Consider the following 23,120-nt stretch of genomic DNA (forward strand, 5'->3'; position numbering starts at 1 on the left):
AGAGGTGTATAAGAGACAGGATCCCGGTCGCTGCCGCGCGGCGGAGCAGCGTCTCGATGTGATCGGGCGTGTAGTAGCGGCTCCACGCCTCGCGATAGATCGCTTCCCATTCGGACCGCGACATCAACGGATGCGCGGTGCAGACGTGCTCGACGTCGTAGTTGTTGAGATCCGGGTCCATCGCGACGCCGGCGCGCCACAGCGTCTGGTGATCCTCCGAACCCGGCAGCGGCGTCAGACAGAAGAACTCCATGACGTCGATCGGCAGTTCGCGCTTGATGATATCGATATCGGCGCGGATCGACTCCGGCGTATCGGCCGGGAAGCCCAGGATGTAACCCGTCAGCGTGATGATGCCGTGGTCCTTCCAGGCCAGCAGCATTGCGCGATATTCGGTGATCTTGTTCTGCCGCTTGTTGGCAGTGAGCAGATTGGCCGGATTGATGTTCTCCAGCCCGATGAACACCCGCGTCACGCCAGCGCGCTTGGCCTTTTCGATGAAGCGCGGGATCTTGTGACACAGCGTGTCGACCTGGATCATGAAACCGAGCGGAATGTCTTCCGTCTCGCGGATCTGGATCAGGCGGTCGAGGATCGCTTCCCAATCTTTGTTGCGGGCGAAGTTGTCGTCGGTGATGAAGTACTTGCTGATGCCCTGCGCCCAGTTCCGGCGCACCATCGCCTCGATATCATCGGGCGTGCGGTAGCGCGACTTGCGGCCCTGCACGTTGATGATGGTGCAGAACGAGCACTGATACGGACAGCCGCGCCCGGCATCGACACTGGTCGACAGGCCGAGCGTCCGCTTCACGGTGGCGAGCGGCAGATACGGCGCCGGCACGCCCTCGATCCCGGGCAGGTCGTTGAGGAAGTTATAGACCGGCTGCAATTGCCCGGCCGCGGCATCCTGCAGCACGCCGTCGAACCGGCCGCCCTCGGCCTCGCCGGCGAACATCGCCACGCCCATGTCGCGGCAGTCGTCGAGGCCGATCGCCTTGCCGTCGAGCATCGCCAGGCAACCGGAGACGTGAAACCCGCCCATTACCACCGGCACGCCGCTTTTCCGGAACGGCCGGGCGATATCGAGCGCGCGTGGATATTGGTTGGATTGCACCCCGACCAGCCCCACCAGGCCGAAATTGCCGTTGCGGGCGAAGCGGTCGAGCAGCGCCGGAATATCGATCCGGGTATTGAACTCGTCCATCGCCTCGATCTCGAACTCGACGTCGGCACCGAGCACCTGGCGCGCGGCGACGTCGGCGGCGATGCCGTAGAGCGTGGCGAGTGAGTTCGAGGGAATGATCCCGCGCCACCAGCGCAGGACGTAACCGTCATCGTCGTAATGTGACGGTTTGATCAGCAACAGAATAAATTTCCGCTTCGCGTGCGCGACCGGCTGCATTAGCGACACCTCTCCGGCCGAACGCCCGTCGAGCGAACGATCTGTATTGCGGCGCAGTGTGCCTGTGCTTCGGCGTTGGCCGCAAGCGATTAATCGGCATCAGGAGGGCGATATTCAACCGGCAGCAATGCGCTGAGAGGCTAATCCGGGCAGCTGCTGAGCGTGATCGGCTGCGCGCCGATGGGGTGGCCGACGATCTCGGACAGGCTGCGGCAGTTCCCTTCGCTACACAACCGCCACTCGCCGGCAAGGCCGGAATTGCCGAGCACGACGCTCGGCAGCGGCGGCCGGTGCGGGCTCCATTGAAACCAGCCATCGACCAGCCGCGCCTCGGGGGCCGGCCCCATGCCGGCCCCGCTGCCTTTGACGCGCGCGGTGATCAGTTCGAGGCCCTGCGGCGTCACCCGCCAGTCTTCCTGCCATTCGGTCTTTTCGATCGAATGCGTCCAGGCCAGCGTGAAAGCGGCGACCGCCAGCGTCTTGATCACGCCGGCGGTCGCGACGCACAGGCTCACGCGGCCGCCACCGCATTGCGCGGCCGCTGCCGCCATTGCCACGCCACCAGCACGGCGGTGATCAGGAAGCCGATATAGTCGCTGTAGGGGAACTCGCCGAGCAGGCAGATGCTGGCCCCGAAGGCGACGATGCGTTCGATCACGGTCATCCGGGTGTAAAGAAAGCCGATCGACACCATGCCGAACAGCCCGATTGCGATCAGCGCCTTGAAGGTGGCGTAGGCGACCGCGCCGTAGAAGCCGAGCTCGGCCGCCATCGGATCGCCGGGCTGCAGCATCAAGGCCGGCGAGTACACCGCGATGAACGGAATGACGTAGCCGGCGAGCGCGATCCGCATCGCCTCCCAGCCGATCTTGTCCGGGTTCTCGCGGGCGATCGGCGCCGCAGCGAGCGCCGCCAGCGCCACCGGCGGCGAGAGGTCGGCCATGATGCCGTAGTAGAACGCGAACATATGGCTGACGATCAGCGGCACGCCGAGCTTGGCGAGCGCCGGGGCCGCCAGCGCCGCGGTGATGATGTAGGTCGGGATCGTCGGAATGCCGGTGCCGAGCAGGATCGACAGCAGCATCGTCATCACCAGCGCCAGGAACAGGCTGTGCTCGCCGAGCCCGATCACCCAGGTGCCGAACACGGTGCCGACGCCGGTCTGCGTCATCATGCCGATGATGGTGCCGACGATGGCGCAGGCCATGCCGACCGTGAGCGCCGACTTGGCGCTGTCGGCGAGGGAATCCCGGCAGGCGCGCAGCGTGGCGCGGCCGCCGCGGGTGATCGCCGCGATCGCCACCAGCGCGGCGACGATGATCACGATCCGCATGATGTCGAGGCCGCTATGCGACACCGCGCCGACCACCAGCGCCAGCCCGATCCAGAACACGTAGCGCAGCACGGTGTTGGAGAAACCATGCACAATCGAGGCGCCGAGGATCAGCGCCACCGTCAGCGCCAGGCCCATCGAGCCGGCGTACAGCGGCGTGAAGCCCTCGAACAGCATGAACACCAGCGCCGCCAGCGGCAGGATCAGGTACCAGCGATCGACCGCGGCGCGCCATGCGCTCGGGATCTCCGACTTCTTCATCCCGACCAGGCCGTGCTTGCCGGCTTCGAGATGCACCATCCAGAACGCGCTAGCGAAATACAGGATCGCCGGGATCACCGCGGCCTTGACGATCACCGCGTAGTCGACGCCGAGCGTCTCGGCCATGATGAACGCCACTGCGCCCATCACCGGCGGCATGATCTGGCCGCCCATCGAGGCGGTGGCTTCGACGCCGGCCGCAAAGGCGCGGCGGTAGCCGAACTTGATCATCAGCGGAATGGTGAACTGACCGACGGTGACGACGTTGGCGACGCCGGAGCCGGAGATCGTGCCCATCATGCCGGAGGCAAACACCGCGACCTTGGCGGGGCCGCCGCGGCTGCGGCCGAACAGGCCGAGCGACACGTCGGTGAACAGCTGGATCATGCCGGCGCGTTCGAGGAACGAGCCGAACAGAATGAACAGGAAGATGTAGGTCGCCGACACGTAGATCGGCACGCCGTAGAAGCCCTCGGTGCCGAACGACAGATGGGTGACGACCTGGTCGAAATCGTAGCCACGGTGATTGAACGGCGCCGGCAGATACTGGCCGAAGAACCAATACAGCAGACACACGCCGCACATGATCGGCAGCGCCGGCCCCATCAGCCGCCGGGTGCCCTCGAAGATCAGCACCGCCAGCAGCGTGCCGACCGCGAGATCGAGGTGGGTCGGGTCGCCGTCGCGCTGGATCAGGTCGGCATAGAAGATCCACTGATACAGGCCGCAGAAGAACCCGGCCGCACCGATCAGCCAGGCCACCGCGCGGCCGAAATCGGTGCGCGCGGTGAAATTGCCGATCAGCCCGAAAGTCAGCAGCAGCAGGAAGCCGACATGAACGCCGCGCACCACCTGGCTCGGCAGGATGTTCCAGGCCGCGATGACGAGCTGGAAGCTGGCAAAGGCGATCGCCACCGCATAGGCCAGATGGCGCCAGCCGCGCGGCCCGAACCCGGCCGGAAAGCCGTGCTCGAAATTGTCGAACTCGACATGGACCGGCGCTGGCGTCGGCTCGACCGCAACCTCAGGCTTCAACATCGATGACCGTTCCCGCCGCGTGGTTTGTTGTGTGGTTTGTTATTCTCAGTGTCATGGCCGGGCTTGACCCGGCCATCCATCTTCTTCGGAAGCGATGGATGCGCGGGTCAAGCCCGCGCATGACGATATCGCGCGAGGTTGGACCTCGCGCTTACTTCAGCACGCCCTTTTCCTTGAAATACTTGATCGCGCCGGGGTGCAGCGGGACCGGGCTGTCGGCGGCGGCGGTTTCGAGCTTGATGCCCTTGCCGGCGGCGTGGGCGCTGGCGAGTTCGGGCAGCGATTCATAGACCAGCTTGGTCATCTGATAGGCGAGATCGTCGGACACCGCGCTCGAGGTCACCAGATAGTTGACCACGGCGGCAGTCGGCACGTCCTTGTCCTGGCCCTTGTAGGTGCCGGCCGGGATCGTCTCGGCGACGAACGGCGGGCCGATCTTGGCGATCACTTCCTTCGGCACCGCCACGACGTTGATGTCGGACGAATTCGACAGGTCCTTCAGCGACGCGACGCCGAGGCCGGCCGATTGCAGCGTGGCGGCGAGCTGGCGGTTCTTCATCAGGTCGACGGATTCGGCGAACGGCAGATACTCGACCTTGCCGAGATCCTTGTAGTCCATGCCGGCGGCCTTCAGGATCGCGCGGGAATTCAGCTCGGTGCCGGATTTCGGCGCGCCGACCGACAGGCTCTTGCCCTTCAGGTCGGCCAGCGTCTTGATGCCGCTTTCGGAGGTGGCAACGATCTGGATGTAGTTCGGGTAGATCGCGCCGATCACCCGCAGCTTGTCGAGCTTGGCCTTGAAGCCGGCCTCGGCGTCGCCGTCCCAGGCGGCTTTCAGCGAGTCGCCGAGCGAGAACGCGATCTCGCCGCGCCCCTGCTGCAGCAAATTGAGGTTCTCGACCGACGCCTTGGTGGCCTGCACCTGAGCTTTGACGTTGGGGATCTTCTCGCCGTAAATCTTGGCAATCGCGACGCCGAGCGGATAGTAGACGCCGGAGGTGCCGCCGGTCAGCACGTTGACGAACTGCTGAGCGCGGGCTTGCGGCGCCGCCAGGACAATGACCGCAGCCGCGGCGACACCAAACAATCTGGCCTTCATGAACAGTTTTCTCCCTTAAGTTGTTGCTTGGAAAACTGACCGGCCGAACCGCCGCGGTCAACCCGTCAAATCGGCGGTCCCGGACAAGGGACGCGGAACCCGATGGTGGCGGCGCGGATTGTACGTTCCCGTTCAATGCAGTCGACGAGGTTCGCTTGCCGCCCAGCTCTCCCCAGCCCCAGGCGCGGCCGCTCGACGCGCTGAACTTCTTCCTGGCCGATGTCCGCGACGGCCTCGGCCCGTATCTGGCGATCTACCTGCTGGCGGTGCAGAACTGGAACGAGGCGTCGATCGGCCTGGTGATGTCGATCGCCGCGGCTGCCGGCATCGCCGCCCAGACGCCGGCCGGCGCATTGATCGACCACTCCACCGCCAAGCGCGCGCTGATCGTGGCCGCAGCCCTGGTGGTGACTGCGGCATCGGTGGTGCTGCCGTGGCTGGACAGTTTCGCCCTGGTGGCGGCAACCCAGGCGCTGGCGGCTGCGGCCGGCGCGATCTTCGCGCCCGCGGTGGCAGCGCTGACGCTCGGCATCGTCGGGCCGCGCGCCTTCGCCCGCAGGACCGGACGCAACGAAGCCTTCAACCACGCCGGCAATGCGGTGGCGGCGATGCTCGCCGGCGCGTTCGCCTATGGGTTCGGCCCGGGCGTGGTGTTCTGGCGGATGGCCGCGATGGCGCTCGCCAGCATCGTCGCGACGCTGTCGATCCCGGCCACGGCGATCGACGATCACGTCGCACGAGGTTTGGGCGACGATCACGAGCCGGGCGCGCATTACGATCAGCCGTCCGGCTTCAAGGTGCTGCTGACCTGCCGGCCGCTGTTGATCTTCGCCGGCGCCACCGTGCTGTTTCACTTCGCCAATGCGGCGATGCTGCCGCTGGTCGGACAGAAACTGGCGCTGGTGAACAAGAACCTCGGCACCACGCTGATGTCGGTGTGCATCGTCGCCGCGCAGGTGGTGATGGTGCCGGTGGCGGCGCTGGTCGGCCACAAGGCCGACGTCTGGGGCCGCAAGCCGATCTTCGCGGTGGCGCTCGCCGTGCTGGCGCTGCGCGGCGCACTGTATCCGCTGTCCGATAATCCGTATTGGCTGGTCGGGGTGCAACTGCTCGACGGCGTCGGCGCCGGCATCTTCGGCGCGCTGTTTCCGCTGGTGGTGGCGGACCTCACCCACGGCACCGGGCATTTCAACATCAGCCAGGGGGCGATCGCGACCGCCGCCGGCCTCGGCGCCGCGCTGTCGACAGGCTTCGCCGGACTGATCGTGGTCAGCGCCGGCTATAGCGCCGCTTTCCTAGCGCTTGCCGGCATCGCCGCCGCGGCGCTGGTGCTATTTCTGGTGCTGATGCCGGAGACGCGGCAACAGCAGCCGGCGACGCCGCCTGCCGCAGCGCCGGACGCGGTGTCATTCACCGTCTAAGTCTCTCTGGCGGAGACGTCAGCTCTCGGTAAGCTGCTTCAAGATCGTTAGCAGCCGTCGTTCGGCGGCCGGTTTACCAACATTCGGCACCCCGGCCAGTACGTCACCGCCATGGCTCTCGGGCTTGTCATAGGCGCTGGCCACCGCAAACGGCACGTTCTGCGCCTTCAGTCGTTCCGCCACCGGCGTTACCAGCTCCTTGCCGAGATTGACGTCGAGCATTGCCACCGAGGGCAGTTCGGCATCGAGCAAACGAAGTGCATCTTGCACGGTCGCGACCGGTCCGATGATCCTCCAGCCATCGCCTTCGACCATCCTAACCAGATCCATCGCGATCAAGAATTCGTCTTCGACGATCAGAACCGTCTTCTGCACGATGCACTTTCAACTCGGGAGCGATTCACTCCTCAGCGGGATGATGATCTCAGCCCGTAAACCCTCGACGGCGTAATCGAGTTCCGAACGTCCGCCGAGGCTGTAGCTTGTCACCGAGCGGATCAGCTCCGTGCCGTAACCAGTGCTGGCCGGCGGCGTGACCGCCGGGCCGCCAGTTTCAACCCAGCTCAGCCGCAGTTCCTGCTTGTCGGCGTCGATCGCCCAGGTCACCCGCACCTGGCCGCCCGGCGCCGACAGGGCGCCGTATTTGGCGGCGTTGGTCGCGAGCTCATGCAGGACGAGGCTGAGCGAGCCAAGCGAGCGCGGGGCGAGCACCACCGCGGGCCCGGACTCGATCGCAATCACCGCCGGGCCCCCCTTGTAGGGCGCCAGGATTCGCTGCAGCAGCTTGAGCAGCGCGGTCTCGTCCTGCGTGACGAACGCCAGGTCTTCGGCCTCCATCAAGGCGCCGAAGCGGCCGAGGAAGTCGTCCCTGTATTGCTTGGCGGTCCGCCCGTCCGTCGTGGTCTGCCGCGCCAGCGACTGCACCACGCTGAACAGATTCTTCATCCGGTGCCGCATCTCGCCGAGCAGCAGATCCTTGGCGGCGTCGCGCCGGAACCGGTCGGTGGCATCGATGATCGACAGCAGCATCGAATGGCTGGCGTTGTCCGGATGGACGAGTTTCCGGGCCGTCAGCAGCATCGTCCGCGGCCCCAGGCCCGGGAAGACATGATCGACCTGGTAGTTGATCACCGCCGTCGCCTTGGGAATGACCTCGAGCAGCAGCCGGCGCAGCTCGGGGATGTCCCATTGGCCGTTGCCGAGTTCGAACAGCGGCTGGCCGATCGTCTCGTAGCGATCGACCTTGAAGGTTTCGAAAAACGCGCGGCTGGCATTCTGCACGGTCAGATTGGCGTCCAGGACCAGCATCGGATCGGCGACCGTATCGACGATGCCTTGCGCCTGAACGTGGCTGGTGCGCAGCAGCCGATAAAGGTCTTCCATATTCATGCTGACCAAACCTGAGACAAGACCGCGAAAAGCTATCGAGAAACCCGCCCGGTCACAATCCGGGAACTCGGATGATGTTGAAGGTGATACGGCAGTTTGGTGTCGAGAGAGTTTCATCCGGCGCTGCTAGGCTGCGTCGAACCGCAGCCCGCAAGACGCCCTCGCAAGAGTACCACCGATGCCGCCTGATTCTTTCGACCCGTTCGCATTCGACCGCCGCACCGTGCTGCGCGGTGCGCTCGGCGCCGGGCTGATCGGCATCGTACCGGCGAGTGCCGGCGCAGCCGCGCCGGCGTCATTCTCCACCGATCCGTTCACGCTCGGCATCGCGTCCGGTGATCCGGCGCCGGACGGTTTCGTGCTGTGGACGCGGCTGGCGCCGGAACCGCTGAAGGCCCGAGGCGGAATGAGCGCCCAGCCGGTCGAGGTGACGGTGGAGATCGCCGACGATCCGGCGATGACCCGGATCCTGCGCAGCGAACGCACCACCGCCTATCTCGAACTGGCGCATTCGGTGCACGTCGAGGTCGAGGGCTTGGCGCCGGGACGCGACTACTTCTATCGCTTCCGTGCCGGCGGCGCCGACAGCCCGATCGGCCGCGCCCGCACCTTGCCGGCGCCGGATGCGACGCTGCCACAACTCCGCTTTGCTTCGGCCGGCTGCCAGCGCTGGGAGGGCGGCTACTATGCGGCGTGGCGCGCGATCGCCGAGGAGCAACTCGATTTCGTGTTCCACTACGGCGACTACATCTACGAATACGGCTATGCGGCCACCGACAAGAACGACGCGCCCTGGCCGCGCACGATGCCGAAGGACTTTCCGGCCTGCTACACGCTGACCGACTACCGCCGCCGCTACGCGCTGTATAAATCCGATCCCGATCTGAAGGCCGCTCACGCCGCCTGCCCGTTCGTGATCAGCTTCGACGACCACGAGATCGCCAACAACTGGGCGAGCGACAGCGATCCCAAACAGACGCCGCCCGAGGCGTTCCTGTTTCGCCGGGCGATGGCGCTGCAGGCCTGGTACGAGCACATGCCGGTGCGCCGGGCGCAGCGGCCGCGCGGACCGGACGTGCTGGCGTATCGCGGCTTTCGCTTCGGCAAACTGGCGGACGTCGCGGTGCTCGACACCCGGCAATATCGATCGCGCCAGCCTTGCGGCGACGGATTCCTGGCGGGCTGCACCGAGGCCGACGTGCCGGACCGCACCATGCTCGGCGCCGCACAGGAGCAATGGCTCGCGACGCGGCTGAAGCAGGGCGACGCGACCTGGCGGGTGCTGGCGCAGCAGGTGCTGTTTGCGCCGTTCGACTGGCGCGGCTTTCCCAAGATCGAGGACAAAGGCGAGCCGGTGTTCGATGTCGACACCTGGAACGGCGCCACCGCGGCGCGCGACCGGGTGATCGCGATGCTCGATGAAGCGAAGGTCACCAACGCCGTGGTGCTCAGCGGCGACCTGCACCGGGCGCTGGCGCTCGAGCTGCATCGCGACGCCCGCAATCCCAACTCGCCGTGCGTCGGCGTCGAGTTTCTGTCGACCTCGATCTCATCGGTCGGCGGCGCACCACCGGACGACGCGGCGATGGCCACCATGCATCGCAACAATCCGCAGCTGAAGTTCTTCAGCGACCAGCGCGGCTACACGCGGCACACCGTGACGCCGCAGCAATGGCTGGCGGACTTCCGCGCGATCGACAGCATCGCCGTACCCGGACACCCCGCAACAACGATCCGCTCGCTCGTTGTCGAAGCCGGCCGTCCTGGACTCATCACTCGCTAACGACGATCGTAGGAGACCGTGCCGCCGCGTGTGGCCGCGCTGGTCCTCGCCGAATCGCGCGCGTAGGATCATGCTGGCCGCTCAACGTAGCCGGCCGCGCTGCCCGCAGCGCGGGGACAATGCTCCAAGGGATGAGATGATCGAACCCCTCTATCCGCGATCGCGTATCAGCCGGCGCAGCGTTCTGCGCGGAGCTGCCGCGATCGCCACCCTGCCGCTGCTGCCACGCCGGGCGCGCGCAGCGGATTGGCCGACCCGGCAGGTGACGCTGGTGGTACCGTTCACCGCCGGTGGCACCACCGACATGCTGGCGCGGTTGATCGCCACCCGTCTCTCGGAGCATTACGGCCAGGCATTCGTGATCGACAACCGCGGCGGCGAGAGCGGCAATATCGCCGCCTCCTACGTCGCCAAGGTGCCGGCGGACGGCTACACCTTCATCGTCGGCACGCCCGGCATCCACGCCACCAATCGCCTTGTGTATCGGACCATGGGGTACGATCCGCGCACCGACTTCACACCGGTGATCGTGATTGCCCGCGTACCGAACCTGTTGTCGGTGACCAAGTCGCTGCCGGTGACCAGCGTCACCGAACTGATCAGCTACGCACGGCAGCGCCCACGCGAATTGTTCTACGGCGTCTCGGCGCTCGGCTCGACCGGGCACCTGTCGACCGAACTGTTCAAGACGATGACGGGCGTCGAGATCACCGCGGTGCCGTACAAAGGATCGGCGCCGATGCTGCGCGATCTCGCCGAAGGCCGCGTGCATCTCACCATCGACAATCTGCCGGCGTCCAAACCGCTGCTCGAGGCCGGCGAGATTCGTCCGCTCGCGGTGACCACCGCCAAGCGCTGGCCGCCGTTGTCGCATCTGCCGACCATCGCGGAAGCCGGCGTGCCGGGCTACGAGACCGCCTCCTGGTTCACCATCGGGTCGCCGCGCGGCACGCCGGCGGAAATCGTCACCAGCCTCAACGCTACGGTTGCGGCCTTCCTCGCGAGCGACAGCGGAAGGGCGAAACTTCGCGACATCGGCGCCGACCCGGGCGGCGGATCGCCCGACGATATGCGGCGTCACGTCGAGGCCGAAATCGCGCGCTGGGAGAAAGTGGCGAAGACCGCCGGAATTGCGCCGCTATAGCTACGTCGCACTCATTGCAGCGTGTTCAAATTTGATCTTCGACAAAGGCGCGAGGCGTCGTGATTGCACCCGACGCGTGACACCTAAACCCATTACATCGTGCGCGTTTCAAAAGATCGCATTTGAATCATAGGCATCCATTTAACCCTACCCGGGACTTAGTGTGGGTTTCGGTTTAATTCCACATTTTGAACTCTCTCCAACCCCTAAAGTTTGGCGCGTTATTTCGGGGGGTGGACCAATGAGAGCAACGACGGAAGCGGAAGTGTGCGTACCTGCAGGCGGTTTCGGCCGCCGCAAGGTGGCGCCGCGCGCCTGTGTCGTCGATCGCAAGCCGCACTTGCGCGCTTTTTTGGCCGACGCGCTGGAGGAGTTCCGATTCGTGACGGGGGAATGCGCCGGCGCGCTGGAACTGCCGGCGCGGCTCGCCGAACATCAGCCCGACCTGCTGGTGATCGGTTCGAGCGTCGACGGCGTCGAAGCGGAGGCGATTCTCGATACGCTCGCGGCGACCTGTTTTACCGGCAGCGTGCTGACGATCGCGCCGCGCGAGACCATCATGTCGGACGCAATCCGCCAGCACGGCGCCGCGCGCGGCTTGCGGATGCTACCACCGTTGGCAACGCCGTTCAGCGTCCACACGCTGAGTCTCAGCCTGGCGCCGCTGCTACCGCAGGAGCCTGCGCCCGAGCCGGAGATCGACGTCGCCGAGGCGCTGAAGGCCGGCTGGCTGGAGCTGTGGTATCAGCGCTGTGTCGATGCGCATTCGCTGACGCCGCAGGGCGCCGAGGCGCTGTTGCGGATGCGGCATCCGAGCTGGGGCGTGGTCTCGCCGTCGGCGTTTCTGCCCGACGGCAACGATCCGCATTTCCGCGCGCTGTCGGAGTTCGTGGTCAAGCGCGCGATCGCCGACTGGCATTATCTGCTCGACCATCAGGGCCCGATCGACCTGTCGATCAACCTGCCGGTGAGCTTCCTCGGCAATGAGCGCGCGCTCGACGATCTGTCAGCCTGGGTGCCGCAGCATCCGGCGTTCGGCGGGCTGATCATCGAGATCGACGCCGTCGAGATCGTCGACCACCTCGATGAGATGGCCGAGATCGGCCGACGGCTGCGGCTGCGCAACGTGGCGATCGCGATCGACAAGGTCGGCGCCGACTGGCCGGCGCTGATGCACCTCGACACTTTCCCGTTCGTCGAACTGAAGGTCGACCGCTCGTTCGTCACCGGCTGCGCCGACGACAGGCTGAAGCGCACAGTGTGCAAGCGAATCGTCGAACTCGCCGGCGACTACGGCGCGCGCTGCACCGCGACGGGAATCGAGACCCGCGCCGACTTCCAGGCCGCGCACGAGCTCGGTTTCGACAAGATGCAGGGCTATCTGTTCGGCAAGCCGATGGGCCTGAAGAAATTCGCCCGCGCCGCACACGCGCGTCCGGTCGCAATGCAGGACTGAGTGCGTTCGCGGCGCGTCAGTCGAACGTCATCTCCTGGCACTTGGAGACGTCATCGCCGAGGCCCGACGCGATGGTGACGCAGCCGCGGACGCGGCGCTGCTTGGTATCGGCGGCCCACACCACATAGCCGCCGGCGCCGAAGAACGCGTTGGTGTTGGCCGGCTCGGTCTCGGCGCCGTCGAACTGATAGTCGCCGTCGGCGTCGAAGATCCGCGGCCGGCGGAAGCAGCCGCCGTCGGTCTGGACGTTAATCACTTCCTTGTTGTCGCGCGTCATCGCCAGGCTGACGGCGCAGCGGAAGTATTCCGAGGTCTTGGTGTTGAACAGATACGCGTAGGACCGGCAGGTGGCGGTGACCAGCTTGCCCGGGCTCAGGCCGCGGCTGCAGGAGATGCGTTGATTGTTGCTGAGCCGGTATTCGTCGGCGGAGGCCGGCGCTGCTGCGACCAACGAAGCCATTCCGGCGATCAGCATCGCGCCGATCGAAAGGCCCTGCATCTGCATCGTCGTCCTCCCGCTGCGATCGTCGCGCGTGAACGGCGACTCGGTGGCAGAACCATAGCGGCGCGCCGACATGGGTAAAATCACAAAGTCGAACCAAACGGCGCTGACATCCGACCGACATCAGCATGCGGCATTGTTGACCGCAACTGATCGTTCGTGATTTGTTCAGAGACGGCCGCGCGACGCCATGATCGACCGACTCGGTTGGTCTCGGCCCGGCATGCTCTGTTTGGAGCCTCAGCGATGACCGCGTTTCGCACTTCCCTGCTGATCGCCGCCGCGAGCCTCGCGGCGCTGACGTCGGTCGCTCACGCCGACGCCGGCGAGCCGTGGGTGCTGGCCCCGGACAAGGGCTACGGCTACACCCGCGACGGCAAAACGCTGACCTACAAGATGGGCACCAGCAACGCCAAGGAGCTGTTCAAGGGCGCCAGGAAGGTGCCGCGCGAGACGCTGTTCTTCATTGGCGCCAACGGCCAGCTCTATATGCGCTCCGGGCCGTTCCTCGAAGGCGACGGCAACTTCAAGTTCGGCGCCGATCAGTAGCGCCGAACGCGATCGCGCTTCAGCGCTGCGCGCTGGTCTCGAACGCGGCGAACAGTTCGCGCGCGCCCGGATTGTTGCTGTTGGCGTCCATCCGCGCGTCGGTGACGGCGAGCAGCTTCGCCACGGTGTTGTGGCGGATCGCTACCGGATTGCGCTCATAGCCGGAGCGCTGGAAGAAGTTCGAGGTCGGCACCACCTCGCGCATCTCCTGCGGCATCGTCACCATGTCGAGGCCGGTGCTGTCGCCGGTGAGATTCATCATCTCGAGCTCGGCGGCGGTGAGCCGCTCCGGGTAATCCTTGCGCTGTGCGAACACCACCGAGGTCAGCAGCTTGTGGGTCTGCAGCAGCGGGCCGACATCGATGTCGAGCACCAGCGCATGCACGCCCCAGCCCTGCGGAGTGCGGCCGAGTTTCTCGTGCTCGCTCCAATTACCCGGGATCGAGCGCGCGAACGCCACCATCCGCTTCACCACCGCGATCTTGCGGTCGAGCGCCTGCCGCCGCGGCCCCGACAGCGTCGCGGCCTTCTCGCTGAGCGACTTGATGATCTGATTGCCCTGCTCGGCCAGCAGCACCAAGGTGTTGGTGGTGAGCAGCTGGTTGTAGCCGATCGCGGTCGAGATCGGCCGCGAGCCGGGCCGCGTCTTACTGAGCCCCGACTGCATGTCGTGATCGCCGTTGCCGCCGGTCTCGAACGCATAGACCCGCACCGCCTGATCGCGGGTCAGACCGGCTTCGCGGGCGGCACGCGCATAAGCGCGCTTGAACTCGACCTCGCTCGACGGACGCTGCGGCGTGAACTGATAGTATTCGGCGGCGGCGCGGACGAAGTCGGCGACCACCGGCAGCGACTTGCGCTCGCGCGGCGGTTCGGTCGACGGCTCCGGATCTATCGGCCGCTTCGGCCCGGTATAGACCGGCGGCTGCACCAGCACGTAGTCGTCCATCGTGACCTGCTCGCCGGTGCGGCGCTTGGCATTGCGGATCCGCCGCCGCTCGGCGATCGCGTCCCAATAGGCGCCGGCGTCGCGTTCGAATTCGGCACGCGCGGCCTGATACTGCTGCAGCCGGTAGCGATATTCGGCGATCGCCTGCGGCGAGACGGCTTGCGCCATCGCGTTCGCCACCGACAACGGCAGCGGCGCCGCGGTCTGGGCGAGCGCGTGGGATCCAAAAGCGAGCAGCGCAACCGGCGCGAGCCGGGCGAGATGGATGATCGAATGAGCCATGCCGCATCCTCGCCCGATAGGGTGAATGAACCGTTGCCCCACAGCTTGCGCCGGGCATCACAAGCTGTGAACCCGGCGATTGTTTGTTTGAGAAAACCATTTCGCATTCGTGCGACAGCGCACGGCGCGGGCTACTTCCAGGCGAATACCGGCTGTTCGAGATCGGCAACGCGGGTGACGCGGCCGGCCAGCACTTCGCGAAACTGATAGATCAGCGCCGCGGTCGGTGCGTGGATGAAGTCGTCCTCGTAGCGGAACCGAACCACGCGGCGGTCGCTCTCCGGGATCGAGGTGAAGTCGAACACATCCGGCGGCGCGATCTCGGCGAGGCCGACGTGATGCACCGAGGCGACTTCGTCGGGGTTCGGCGCCAGCGGCCCCGCCGCCGCAGCCCACGCCACCACCGGCGTCACCAGATAGCCGGAACGGGTCGGATAGTCGTCGAGGATGCCGAGCACGTCGCCGGCGTGAAGCGCGAGGCCGAGCTCCTCGTGCAATTCCCGCAGCGCGGTTTCAGGCGCGGTCTCGCCGGCATCGCAGCGGCCGCCGGGCAGCGCCCATTGATAGGCATGGGAGCGCAGCCGCGGCGAGCGCCGCGTCAGCAGGAACGCCGCGCTGCCGTCCTCCATCGCCACCAGCGCGATCGCCACCGCGGCGCGTTTCAGTCCGGCCGGCGACAGGCCGTCGTCGTGGCGCGGAAAAGCCGCGCAACGCGCGGCGATCAGGGCTCGGGTGGCAGCGTCGTGCGCGTGGCTCATCCGTCTTGACTACACTGCGCGCCTGAACGAGGAAACCGTTGCCGCCGCGCAACGCCATGCGGCGACGGAGACGCGATCGATGACCGAGACCACCACTGCCCGCAGCATGAAGGCCGACGGCTGGAGCGTGATCCACGACGACGGCTTCATCGATCTGGTCGGGCCGCTGTGGCATCGCTGCGCCGACGGCACCAACGAATACGCGATCGCGACCGCGGCCAAGCACCGCAACAAGCGCGGCCTGGTGCAGGGCGGGCTGATGATGACGCTGGCGGACCGCACCTCGGGCATCGCGGCGCGCGATCAGTCCGGCGCGCCGCATCTCGCCACAGTGCAGATGGACACGCATTTCGTCGACGCCGCAGAGATCGGCGACCTGCTGATCTCACGGCCGCGGGTGGTGCGGACCACGCGCAGCCTGATCTTCACCTCGACCGAAGTCAGCGTCGACCGCCGCTGCATCATCCTGGCGCACGGCGTGTTCAAGATCGTGCGGCCGCGCTGACGCCCGCCCTGCGGCTCAGGCGGCGCGGCACCACCGCGCCAGCGCGTCCAATGTCACCAGGGAATCGCCCGCGCCCGCACCGGCCAGATGCCGATACGGCGCATCCGGCTCGCCGAGATCGCTCAGCACCGCGAGCGCGCCGGGAAAGTCGTCACCCTCGGTATAGAGCCCCGGGGTGACGATGGTCGGCAGCCCGGCGGCGCGCGCGGCGCGCACCCCGTTGGTGGAATCCTCGAACGCGACGCAAGCGGCCGCCGGCAGCTGCAGCGCGTCGAGCACGTGGAGATAGATGTCCGGCGCCGGCTTCTTGGCCGGCACCACGTCGCCGGCCCCGACCGCGTCGAACAGCGCCATCGCGTCCGGCCCGAGCGAGGACTGAAGCAGCGCCTCGACATTCGGCAGGCTGGTGGTGGTGGCGATGCCGAGCTTCACGCCGGCCGCCTTGGCCTCACGGATCAGCCGCGCCACGCCGGGGCGCAGCGCGGTGCCGGCGGCGACCAGCGCGGTGTAGCGGTCGGTCTTGGCCCGGTGCAGTTCGGGGATCCGATCAGCCGCCCGCTCAGCGCCCTCCGGCTCCGACTTCAGGAAGTGAGCGATCCGCTCCTTGCCGCCGGTGACGTCGAGCAGCTTGCGATACAGCGTCGCATCCCAATGCCACGGCAATTGCTCCGCCGCGAAGGTGGCATTGAAGGCCTGACGGTGCAGTTCTTCGGTTTCCGCGAGGGTCCCATCGACGTCGAAGATCAGCGCAGAAGGTATCATGGAACCAATTTACTCTCGGACGGTGCGAAGCGTCCAAAAAATGAACACAAATCGGACCTGACAATGACTTGGGCAAGGTGTAAAGCAAACTTTACAATCACCATCAAGCGCTCCGATGTCCGATATCGAACACGACTATTCTGCTCAGCGCCGCTGCGAGAAGTGCGGCGGTGAAATGAAGCTGATCGGCCGTTTGCCGCGTCGGCTGCAACATCCTCCGCGCACCGTGTTCCGCTGCTCCGCCTGCGACGACGTCGTCCAGGAATAGTCGAGCCTATCCAGGCGCCCGGTCGCCTGGCGTCAGCGCGGCATCCATCAGCGTCTGCAATTGTTTGGCGGTGAACGGCTTGGCCAGGCAATAGACGCCGTTCTCGACCGTCATCCCTTCCCGCTTCAGCATCGCCGCATCGAATTCCGGCAGCATCCCGCTGATCACGATGATCGGCAGCGCCGGCCGCGCCGCCCGCACCGCAGCCAGCACGCTCTTGTCCTGCACCTTGGGCAGGCTGAGATCGATCAGCACCAGCGCCGGATCGCTCCGGCTGAGCCAATCGAGCGCCGCAGCCCCGCTGTCGCACACCGTGACCTGATGGCCGGCTTTGCTCAGCACCAAAGTCAGCACCGTGCGCACCGCCGGCTCGTCGTCGACGACCAGCACCTCCATCACCACCTCTTGGCAGGCGTAAGGACCGTGAGCGCCGCGACGCAAAACAAAGACCGGCTATGACGGTGTCAGATTGCTGCAGTTTGCGAAACGAGCGCAACTGGTAACGCTACGAGCACGGCGGCCCCTGCACAGAGCGAACATACGTCATCCCCTCCGGAGCCGAGGGCGTGCTTCCTGACCTCCTGCACACACCTCATCGGTGATGGTGTTCCCAAAGAGGCGGCCCCGTTATGCGACGCTCCCGAAACGGCTCATCACGAGGGCGACATGGTCGGCAAATCGATCTGAAACGCGGCGCCGTGCTCGCGGCCGATCAGCTCGATCGTGCCACCGAGCGTCGAGGCCACGAGGTTGAAGGCGATGTGCAGGCCGAGGCCGATGCTGCCGCCGTCGCGCTTGGTCGTGAAGAACGGATCGAAGATCCGTTCAGCGAGATCGGCCGGGATGCCGACGCCATCGTCCGCCAGTGTGATCCGGACCCGGTCCGGCGCGATCCGCGCGGCCTCCACATGCAGCACGCCTTCGGCGTCGCCCGGGTAAGCGTGGATCGCCGCGTTGAAGGCGAGGATGCCGAGCACCTGGCCGAGCGCGCCGGGGCGGCTGATCAACGTGATCCCTTCCGGCACGTTCAACTCCACAGTGAGGCCGCGGCGCGATAGCAGCGGCCTCAGCTTGTCGAAGCTGGTGGACAGCCAGCCGCGCAGCTCGAACCCTTCGCGCTGCTCGTTGGCCTGATCGACCGCGACCTGCTTGAAGGCGTGGATCATCTCGGAGGCGCGCAGCAGGTTCTGCTGCGTCATCCCCAGTCCTTGGTCGAGCCGGCCGATGCCGCGGGTCAGATCGGAGCGCCGCACCGCACCGCCTTCAAGGGCGCGGGCAAGGTCGCGGACGTCGGCTTGCATCGCGCTCGAGGTCGTCAGCGCCAGCCCGATCGGCGTGCTGACTTCATGGCCGACGCCAGCGACGAGCTGTCCCAGCGCCGCCAGCTTCTCGGCTTGCACCAGATGCGCCTGGGTGGCGCGGAGCTCGCGCAGCGATGCTTCCGATCGCGCAGTCTCGCGCTGCAGCGCCTCGGTGGTGGCAAACTGGCGGCGCGCCCGATGTTCGCGGGCGCCGACCGCGTACAGCGACAGCAGATACGAATTGCCGATCAGGAAGTGATTGATGAAGCCGAGTCCTGGCGACATCTCCGGCGCCAACCGCTCGGCGAAGGCGAAGGCCAGCCAGGTCGTCACGCAGAAGATCAGCAGCGAGCCGATCCGCAGCGGCAGCATGGTCGAGACGAACAGGATGACGATAATCATCCCGGCGGACGCGTAGGTGAAGCCGGACGGCAACACCAGATACACCGACGGCAGTACGCAGCCCGGTATCACGCAGTAGAGCAGCAGGATGGTCTCGGCCCAGCGCCGCGCCATCCCGAGCAGCAGCGTCAGCGGCAGCAGCACCAGCAGCGCCGTGCCGCCGCGGATCGCCAGCGTGATCGGCACGACCTCGGGGTACAGCATCCAGTCCCAGAAAGTGTAGCCCGCATAGGTCAGCGCGCCGAGGACCATCGCCGCCTGGGTCCAGCCGATCTGGGACCGGACGTAGCTGTCGACGAAGCGGCGCTCTTCCGCCGGATCGTCGAACCGAAGGCCGGCGGCTTTCAATAGATCGTGGAGCCACTGACGGCGCGGCGCCGCCACGGTCGCGACGGGGAGCGACGCTGCACGGCTGTCGGATCGTTCGCTCGATGACATCAAGGATGCACAACGGAACCGCCGTCCACCGACGGCATACAGCGACCCGCGCGAAGCCGCCAAAATCACGCTCCGCGCGCTCGTCCCAGCGGTATCATCCGGCGCAAGGCCAATGCAAGCAAAGGGACCGGTGAAGGTCTGTGCGGGGGGAAGCCGAAGCTTAAAGGAGAGATGGTGCCCAGGGGCGGGATCGAACCACCGACACTGCGATTTTCAGTCGCATGCTCTACCAACTGAGCTACCTGGGCGTCGTCCGCCCGGTTCGAAACCGGGGGAGCGCCGGGTTATAGTCAGACACGGCGGCGCTGTCCACCCGTCGTGACGGTGTTTTGCCGGGGAAAAATTCACCGGATCGTCGCACAGCCGCCGCCCGGAATTCCGGCTCAATCCTCTTCGTCGTCGGCGGGCCGGCCGGGAATGGCGTAGGAGCCGGACAGCCAGCGATTGAGGTCGACGTCGCGGCAGCGCTCGCTGCAGAACGGGTGCGATTCGGCGGTCGCCGGCTTGCCGCATACCGGGCAGGGCTTGGCGCCGCGCGCACGCGGCTGGGCCGGATCAGCCGGCATTGAGCCAGCCATGGCGGATCGGGAAGCCCTCGCCGCCGAGCAGCGAAATGGTCTCATACAGCGGCAGCCCGACCACATTGGTGTAGGAGCCGACCAGCTTGACCACGAACGAGCCGGCGATGCCCTGCACCGCATAGCCGCCGGCCTTGCCGCGCCATTCGCCGGAGCCGACGTAGCCGGCGATGTCCTCTTCGGACAGCCGCTTGAACCGCACCCGGGTCTCGACCAGGCGCTGCCGGAACGCCTCCTTGGGCGTGACCAGGCAGACGGCGGTATAGACGCGGTGATTACGCCCCGACAGCAGCCGCAGGCACTGCGAGGCTTCGTCGGTCAGCTCGGCCTTCGGCAGGATGCGGCGGCCGACCGCCACCACGGTATCGGCCGCGAGCAGATACGAGCCGCGCAGATCGTCGTCGAGCTGGATCGACTGCAGCGCCGCTTCGGCCTTGGCGCGGGCCAGCCGGTTGGCGCAGGCGCGCGGCAGCTCGCCCCGGATCGGCGTTTCGTCGACGTCCGCCGGCCGCAGCGCATCGGGCTCGATGCCGGCCTGGTTGAGCAGCGCGAGCCGTCGCGGCGAGCCGGAGGCGAGAACGAGTTTGGGGCGGCCGAGCATGCGGAACTTTTGATTCGACGGGGTGGCGGGAGAGAGCGCGGAACCTATCGGAAGGCGAGTGCCGGGACAACAGGCGCCGGGCACAGAGCAGGACAGTCAACGCGCCGGCCAGTTCCAGGATGGACGCTCGCCGTCGCGGACCAGCGTCTCGCTGAGCTCTTTCTCGAGCACGATCTCGCGGCTGTCAGCCTCGCGGCGCAGCGCCGATACCAGCCCGTCGGCATGCGACACCACAACGATCTGCGAGCGTGTCGCGGCTGCGGCGATCAGCCGGGCCAGCGGCGCCAGCAGATCCGGGTGCAGGCTGGCCTCAGGCTCGTTGAGGATCATCAGCTCGGGCGGCCGCGGCGACAGCAGCGCGGCGACCAGCAGCAAATAGCGCAGCGTGCCGTCCGACAATTCCGCGGCCTTCAGGGGACGCAGCAGGCCGTGCTGCGCCATCGCCAGTTCGAAATAACCATCGGCCTCCGACACCTCCAGCCGCGCACGCGGAAACGCATCGTCGATGGTGGCCGCGAGCGCCTCGTGATCGCCGATCTCCAGGATGGTCTGGATCGCTGCCGCCAGATCTGCCCCGTCGCCGCCGAGCACCGGCGTGCGGGTGCCGATCTGCGGCCGCCGCGCCGGCGCATCGCGATCGGTACGCAGCTGATCGTAGAACCGCCAGTCCCGCATCAGGTCGCGCAGCAGCAACAGTTCGAGCGCCTCGCGCGGATCGGCGCCGTGAGTCATCATGCTGTCGGCGGGGCTCAGCGACCGATACACCTCGCGCCACTGGCCGCCGTCATCGCGCACCCGCACGAACGGACCGCGCCGTTCGGCAAACGCGTTGGCGCGGCCGAGCAGTTCGCCGGTCCACATGCTCTCGACCTTGATCTCCGGATCGCGCGTGAACCTCGACGCGCGCGGCCCATCCGGCGGCGGCGGCAGGCCGAGATCGATCGCGTAGCCGTAATCCGGGCCAGAGAACCCGAGCTTGATTGCGATGCGGTTGCTGCGCGTCGTGCCCTGCACCGGGTGCGCGCCCTGCTTCATCGTGCGCGACAGCGTCTCGGGCCCGGCCCACAGCGTCGACGGCAAGCCGCCCTCGGCGGCCAGCGATTGAATCACCCGCCCCTGCGCGATCTCGGCGAGCAGCCGCAACGCGCGATACAGGCTCGACTTCCCGGTGCCGTTGGCGCCGGTGACGACATTCAGCGGCCCAAGCGACAGCCGAACATCGCGCAGCGATCGGTAACCCGAGACAGCGAGACGCGTGATCATTGCGATGTCCAATCGTGTACTAACGCTTGATGGATAGCAGATGCCGAGCGAGCGGCCAAAGTATGGAGCCGCGGTCTGCGAAGTGGGCAATCTGCTCCTTGCATGCTTGCGCCCCTTCCCCCGCGGAACGTCATTCCGGTGCGCTCGCGCAGCGAGCGAACCCAGAATCTCGATGTGCAGGAGACGGTGCTCCACAAGCTCGGGGTTACGGGTTCGCGCCTGGCGGCGCGCCGCGGATGACAGACGTGAAGAGGCGTGGTTACGCAATGCGCAGCGCGAAACAGTGCAAGGCAAGTAACGCTTGGCCGGAACAGATCACCAGCTCACAACTACTCGTTCCCGCCGCTGTGGCGGCCGAAGCGTTTGTAGATGCGCTGCATCAGGGAGTCGGCGACTTCGCGGTAGGCGGCGATCTTCTGTTCGCGGTTGCCTTCGGTGCCGGTGGGATCGTAGGTCGGCCAGTATTCGACGTCGACCGCGTGGGCGCGGGTCAGCTCCAGCGCCTTGTGGTGCGCTTCCGGCGACAGCGTGACGATCAGGTCGAAATTCAAGCCCTCGTAATCGTCGAGCTCTTCGAACGTGGTCGGCTTGTGCTTGGAGATGTCGAGACCGCGCTCGGCCATCACCGCCACGGCGAATGGATCGAGTTCGTGAGTCTTCACGCCGGCGGAGCGCACATACATCGTGCGCGGCGCGATGCCGCGCAGCATCGCCTCCGCCATCGGCGAGCGCACGCTGTTCATGCCGCAGGCGAACAGCACCGCGTGCGGCAGGCCGGTCCGCGACGGCGGTGTCATCACCATCGTCCGCCGCCGCTCGGCCCACGCCAGGTTTCCCCGCGCGCGCCGTGCATCATCAGCCCTTCCAGTGCAGCACGGAAATCAGCGTGAACAGCCGCCGCGCGGTCTCGAAATCGATACGGACCTTGCCGGCCAGCCGCTCCTGCAGCGTGCGCGAGCCTTCGTCGTGGATGCCGCGGCGGCCCATGTCGATGGCTTCGATCTTGTCGGGCGTGGCGGTGCGGATCGCCTGATAGTAGCTGTCGCAGATCATGAAGTAGTCCTTCACGATGCGGCGGAACGGCGTCAGCGACAGCAGATGGGTGATCACCGGCGCACCATCCTCGCGGCGGATGTCGAACATCAGCCGGTTGCCGGTGATGCCGATGTGCAGCGTGAACGGTCCCTCGCCCGCGCCCTCGGGCGCGAACAGGTTCTTTTCGACCAGATCGTAGATCGCGATGGCGCGCTCGTGCTCGATGTCCGGTCCCGAGCGCCCGATCGATTCCTCGTCGAGCGTCACCGCGACGATGCGATTGTTGGAATCGTCTGGTTCCGGATTGCTCATCGCTGATTCAGACGCAGTCCCACCGATCGCGCATGCGCGTCCAATCCTTCGGCCTTGCCGAGCGCCATCGCGGCCGGGCCGAGCGCGGCGAGCTGTTCGGGGCCGCACTTCAGGATCGAGGTGCGCTTCATGAAGTCGAGCACACCGAGGCCCGACGAGAACCGCGCCGAGCGCGCGGTCGGCAGCACGTGGTTGGAGCCGCCGACATAATCGCCGATCGCTTCCGGCGTATGGCCGCCGAGGAAGATCGCGCCGGCATTGCGGACCTTCGCGGCGAACGCTTCCGGAT

General features: G+C 66.5%; 25 protein-coding genes and 1 tRNA gene. 7 read left to right on the forward strand and 19 right to left on the reverse strand.

All coding sequences use genetic code 11. From position 1 onward, the window contains the following. The 4 genes from DYI24_RS03980 to DYI24_RS03995 all read right to left on the reverse strand — a co-directional run. The coding region (locus tag DYI24_RS03980) for a B12-binding domain-containing radical SAM protein (protein ID WP_164571340.1) at nucleotides 1-1,402 on the reverse strand (1,402 nt) is incomplete at its 3' end. A 140-nt stretch (nucleotides 1,403-1,542) separates the two neighbouring features. Then, complete coding sequence (locus DYI24_RS03985) at nucleotides 1,543-1,953, reverse strand: DUF1850 domain-containing protein (protein WP_164571341.1); 411 nt, start codon at nucleotides 1,951-1,953, stop codon at nucleotides 1,543-1,545. After that, nucleotides 1,914-4,034 (reverse strand): TRAP transporter permease, encoded by a 2,121-nt coding sequence (locus tag DYI24_RS03990; RefSeq protein WP_164571342.1) that lies wholly within the window; start codon nucleotides 4,032-4,034, stop codon nucleotides 1,914-1,916. The genes DYI24_RS03985 and DYI24_RS03990 overlap by 40 nt, the downstream gene beginning before the upstream one ends. Before the next feature lie 151 nt (nucleotides 4,035-4,185). After that, nucleotides 4,186-5,133, reverse strand: a complete 948-nt coding sequence (locus tag DYI24_RS03995) for a TAXI family TRAP transporter solute-binding subunit (RefSeq protein ID WP_107346073.1) — start codon at nucleotides 5,131-5,133, stop codon at nucleotides 4,186-4,188. Between the two features lie 155 nt (nucleotides 5,134-5,288). On the opposite strand from DYI24_RS03995, the gene DYI24_RS04000 reads away from it, so the two are divergent. Further along, nucleotides 5,289-6,554, forward strand: a complete 1,266-nt coding sequence (locus DYI24_RS04000) for an MFS transporter (protein WP_164571343.1) — start codon at nucleotides 5,289-5,291, stop codon at nucleotides 6,552-6,554. An 18-nt stretch (nucleotides 6,555-6,572) separates the two neighbouring features. Here the strand turns inward: DYI24_RS04000 and DYI24_RS04005 are convergent, their stop codons facing one another. Further along, a complete protein-coding gene (locus DYI24_RS04005) occupies nucleotides 6,573-6,929 on the reverse strand; it encodes a response regulator (protein ID WP_349627658.1) in 357 nt (118 codons plus the stop codon). A gap of 9 nt (nucleotides 6,930-6,938) precedes the next feature. Further along, a complete protein-coding gene (locus DYI24_RS04010) occupies nucleotides 6,939-7,943 on the reverse strand; it encodes an HWE histidine kinase domain-containing protein (RefSeq protein WP_164571344.1) in 1,005 nt (334 codons plus the stop codon). Nucleotides 7,944-8,121: 178 nt separating this feature from the next. On the opposite strand from DYI24_RS04010, the gene DYI24_RS04015 reads away from it, so the two are divergent. From DYI24_RS04015 to DYI24_RS04025, 3 genes are all read left to right on the forward strand, one after another. Next, nucleotides 8,122-9,726, forward strand: coding sequence for an alkaline phosphatase D family protein (locus DYI24_RS04015; protein ID WP_205523355.1), 1,605 nt, complete (start codon nucleotides 8,122-8,124; stop codon nucleotides 9,724-9,726). Between the two features lie 136 nt (nucleotides 9,727-9,862). After that, a complete protein-coding gene (locus DYI24_RS04020; RefSeq protein WP_164571345.1) occupies nucleotides 9,863-10,870 on the forward strand; it encodes a Bug family tripartite tricarboxylate transporter substrate binding protein in 1,008 nt (335 codons plus the stop codon). 241 nt (nucleotides 10,871-11,111) lie between these two features. Further along, complete coding sequence (locus DYI24_RS04025) at nucleotides 11,112-12,326, forward strand: EAL domain-containing response regulator (RefSeq protein ID WP_107346078.1); 1,215 nt, start codon at nucleotides 11,112-11,114, stop codon at nucleotides 12,324-12,326. A gap of 16 nt (nucleotides 12,327-12,342) precedes the next feature. Here the strand turns inward: DYI24_RS04025 and DYI24_RS04030 are convergent, their stop codons facing one another. Further along, nucleotides 12,343-12,801 carry a hypothetical protein gene (locus DYI24_RS04030; protein ID WP_246701147.1) on the reverse strand — a complete coding sequence of 153 codons (459 nt, stop codon included), beginning with the start codon at nucleotides 12,799-12,801 and terminating at the stop codon, nucleotides 12,343-12,345. A 273-nt stretch (nucleotides 12,802-13,074) separates the two neighbouring features. Here DYI24_RS04030 and DYI24_RS04035 point away from each other — a divergent pair, with 273 nt between their 5' ends. Then, the gene (locus DYI24_RS04035) at nucleotides 13,075-13,377 is read left to right on the forward strand and encodes a hypothetical protein (protein WP_164571347.1); all 303 of its coding nucleotides are present in this window, start codon (nucleotides 13,075-13,077) and stop codon (nucleotides 13,375-13,377) included. A 19-nt stretch (nucleotides 13,378-13,396) separates the two neighbouring features. On the opposite strand, the gene DYI24_RS04040 is transcribed toward DYI24_RS04035, so the two are convergent. Both DYI24_RS04040 and DYI24_RS04045 read right to left on the reverse strand, forming a co-directional pair. After that, the gene (locus tag DYI24_RS04040) at nucleotides 13,397-14,608 is read right to left on the reverse strand and encodes a hypothetical protein (protein WP_164571348.1); all 1,212 of its coding nucleotides are present in this window, start codon (nucleotides 14,606-14,608) and stop codon (nucleotides 13,397-13,399) included. A gap of 131 nt (nucleotides 14,609-14,739) precedes the next feature. After that, nucleotides 14,740-15,366: an NUDIX hydrolase gene (locus DYI24_RS04045; protein ID WP_164571349.1), complete on the reverse strand. Its 627-nt coding sequence runs from the start codon at nucleotides 15,364-15,366 to the stop codon at nucleotides 14,740-14,742. A gap of 79 nt (nucleotides 15,367-15,445) precedes the next feature. On the opposite strand from DYI24_RS04045, the gene DYI24_RS04050 reads away from it, so the two are divergent. Next, a complete protein-coding gene (locus DYI24_RS04050) occupies nucleotides 15,446-15,871 on the forward strand; it encodes a PaaI family thioesterase (RefSeq protein ID WP_164571350.1) in 426 nt (141 codons plus the stop codon). Between the two features lie 15 nt (nucleotides 15,872-15,886). Here the strand turns inward: DYI24_RS04050 and DYI24_RS04055 are convergent, their stop codons facing one another. Further along, on the reverse strand, nucleotides 15,887-16,633 hold the full coding sequence (locus tag DYI24_RS04055; RefSeq protein ID WP_164571351.1) for an HAD-IA family hydrolase: 747 nt from the start codon (nucleotides 16,631-16,633) through the stop codon (nucleotides 15,887-15,889). A gap of 115 nt (nucleotides 16,634-16,748) precedes the next feature. On the opposite strand from DYI24_RS04055, the gene DYI24_RS04060 reads away from it, so the two are divergent. Beyond that, nucleotides 16,749-16,901, forward strand: coding sequence for a hypothetical protein (locus tag DYI24_RS04060; RefSeq protein ID WP_159060705.1), 153 nt, complete (start codon nucleotides 16,749-16,751; stop codon nucleotides 16,899-16,901). A gap of 6 nt (nucleotides 16,902-16,907) precedes the next feature. Here the strand turns inward: DYI24_RS04060 and DYI24_RS04065 are convergent, their stop codons facing one another. The 9 genes from DYI24_RS04065 to DYI24_RS04105 form a co-directional block, all read right to left on the reverse strand. Then, on the reverse strand, nucleotides 16,908-17,297 hold the full coding sequence (locus tag DYI24_RS04065) for a response regulator (RefSeq protein WP_164571352.1): 390 nt from the start codon (nucleotides 17,295-17,297) through the stop codon (nucleotides 16,908-16,910). A 257-nt stretch (nucleotides 17,298-17,554) separates the two neighbouring features. Then, entirely contained in the window at nucleotides 17,555-19,042 is a 1,488-nt protein-coding gene (locus tag DYI24_RS04070) for a sensor histidine kinase (RefSeq protein ID WP_246701146.1), read from the reverse strand. 172 nt (nucleotides 19,043-19,214) lie between these two features. After that, nucleotides 19,215-19,290, reverse strand: a tRNA-Phe gene (locus DYI24_RS04075). Between the two features lie 135 nt (nucleotides 19,291-19,425). Next, on the reverse strand, nucleotides 19,426-19,608 hold the full coding sequence (gene yacG / locus DYI24_RS04080; RefSeq protein WP_164571354.1) for a DNA gyrase inhibitor YacG: 183 nt from the start codon (nucleotides 19,606-19,608) through the stop codon (nucleotides 19,426-19,428). Further along, entirely contained in the window at nucleotides 19,598-20,221 is a 624-nt protein-coding gene (locus DYI24_RS04085; RefSeq protein WP_012497704.1) for a Maf-like protein, read from the reverse strand. The genes yacG and DYI24_RS04085 overlap by 11 nt, the downstream gene beginning before the upstream one ends. Before the next feature lie 96 nt (nucleotides 20,222-20,317). Beyond that, nucleotides 20,318-21,484 carry an AAA family ATPase gene (locus tag DYI24_RS04090; protein ID WP_164571355.1) on the reverse strand — a complete coding sequence of 389 codons (1,167 nt, stop codon included), beginning with the start codon at nucleotides 21,482-21,484 and terminating at the stop codon, nucleotides 20,318-20,320. Between the two features lie 329 nt (nucleotides 21,485-21,813). Then, nucleotides 21,814-22,281, reverse strand: coding sequence for an arsenate-mycothiol transferase ArsC (locus DYI24_RS04095; RefSeq protein ID WP_164571358.1), 468 nt, complete (start codon nucleotides 22,279-22,281; stop codon nucleotides 21,814-21,816). 58 nt (nucleotides 22,282-22,339) lie between these two features. Beyond that, nucleotides 22,340-22,831 (reverse strand): UPF0262 family protein, encoded by a 492-nt coding sequence (locus tag DYI24_RS04100; protein ID WP_011160062.1) that lies wholly within the window; start codon nucleotides 22,829-22,831, stop codon nucleotides 22,340-22,342. Then, nucleotides 22,828-23,120: histidinol dehydrogenase (locus DYI24_RS04105; protein WP_205523356.1), on the reverse strand; the 293-nt coding region annotated here is incomplete at its 5' end. The genes DYI24_RS04105 and DYI24_RS04100, both read right to left, overlap by 4 nt.

It is taken from the genome of Rhodopseudomonas sp. BR0C11, from assembly GCF_010820945.1.
Taxonomy (GTDB): Bacteria; Pseudomonadota; Alphaproteobacteria; order Rhizobiales; family Xanthobacteraceae; genus Rhodopseudomonas; species Rhodopseudomonas palustris_H.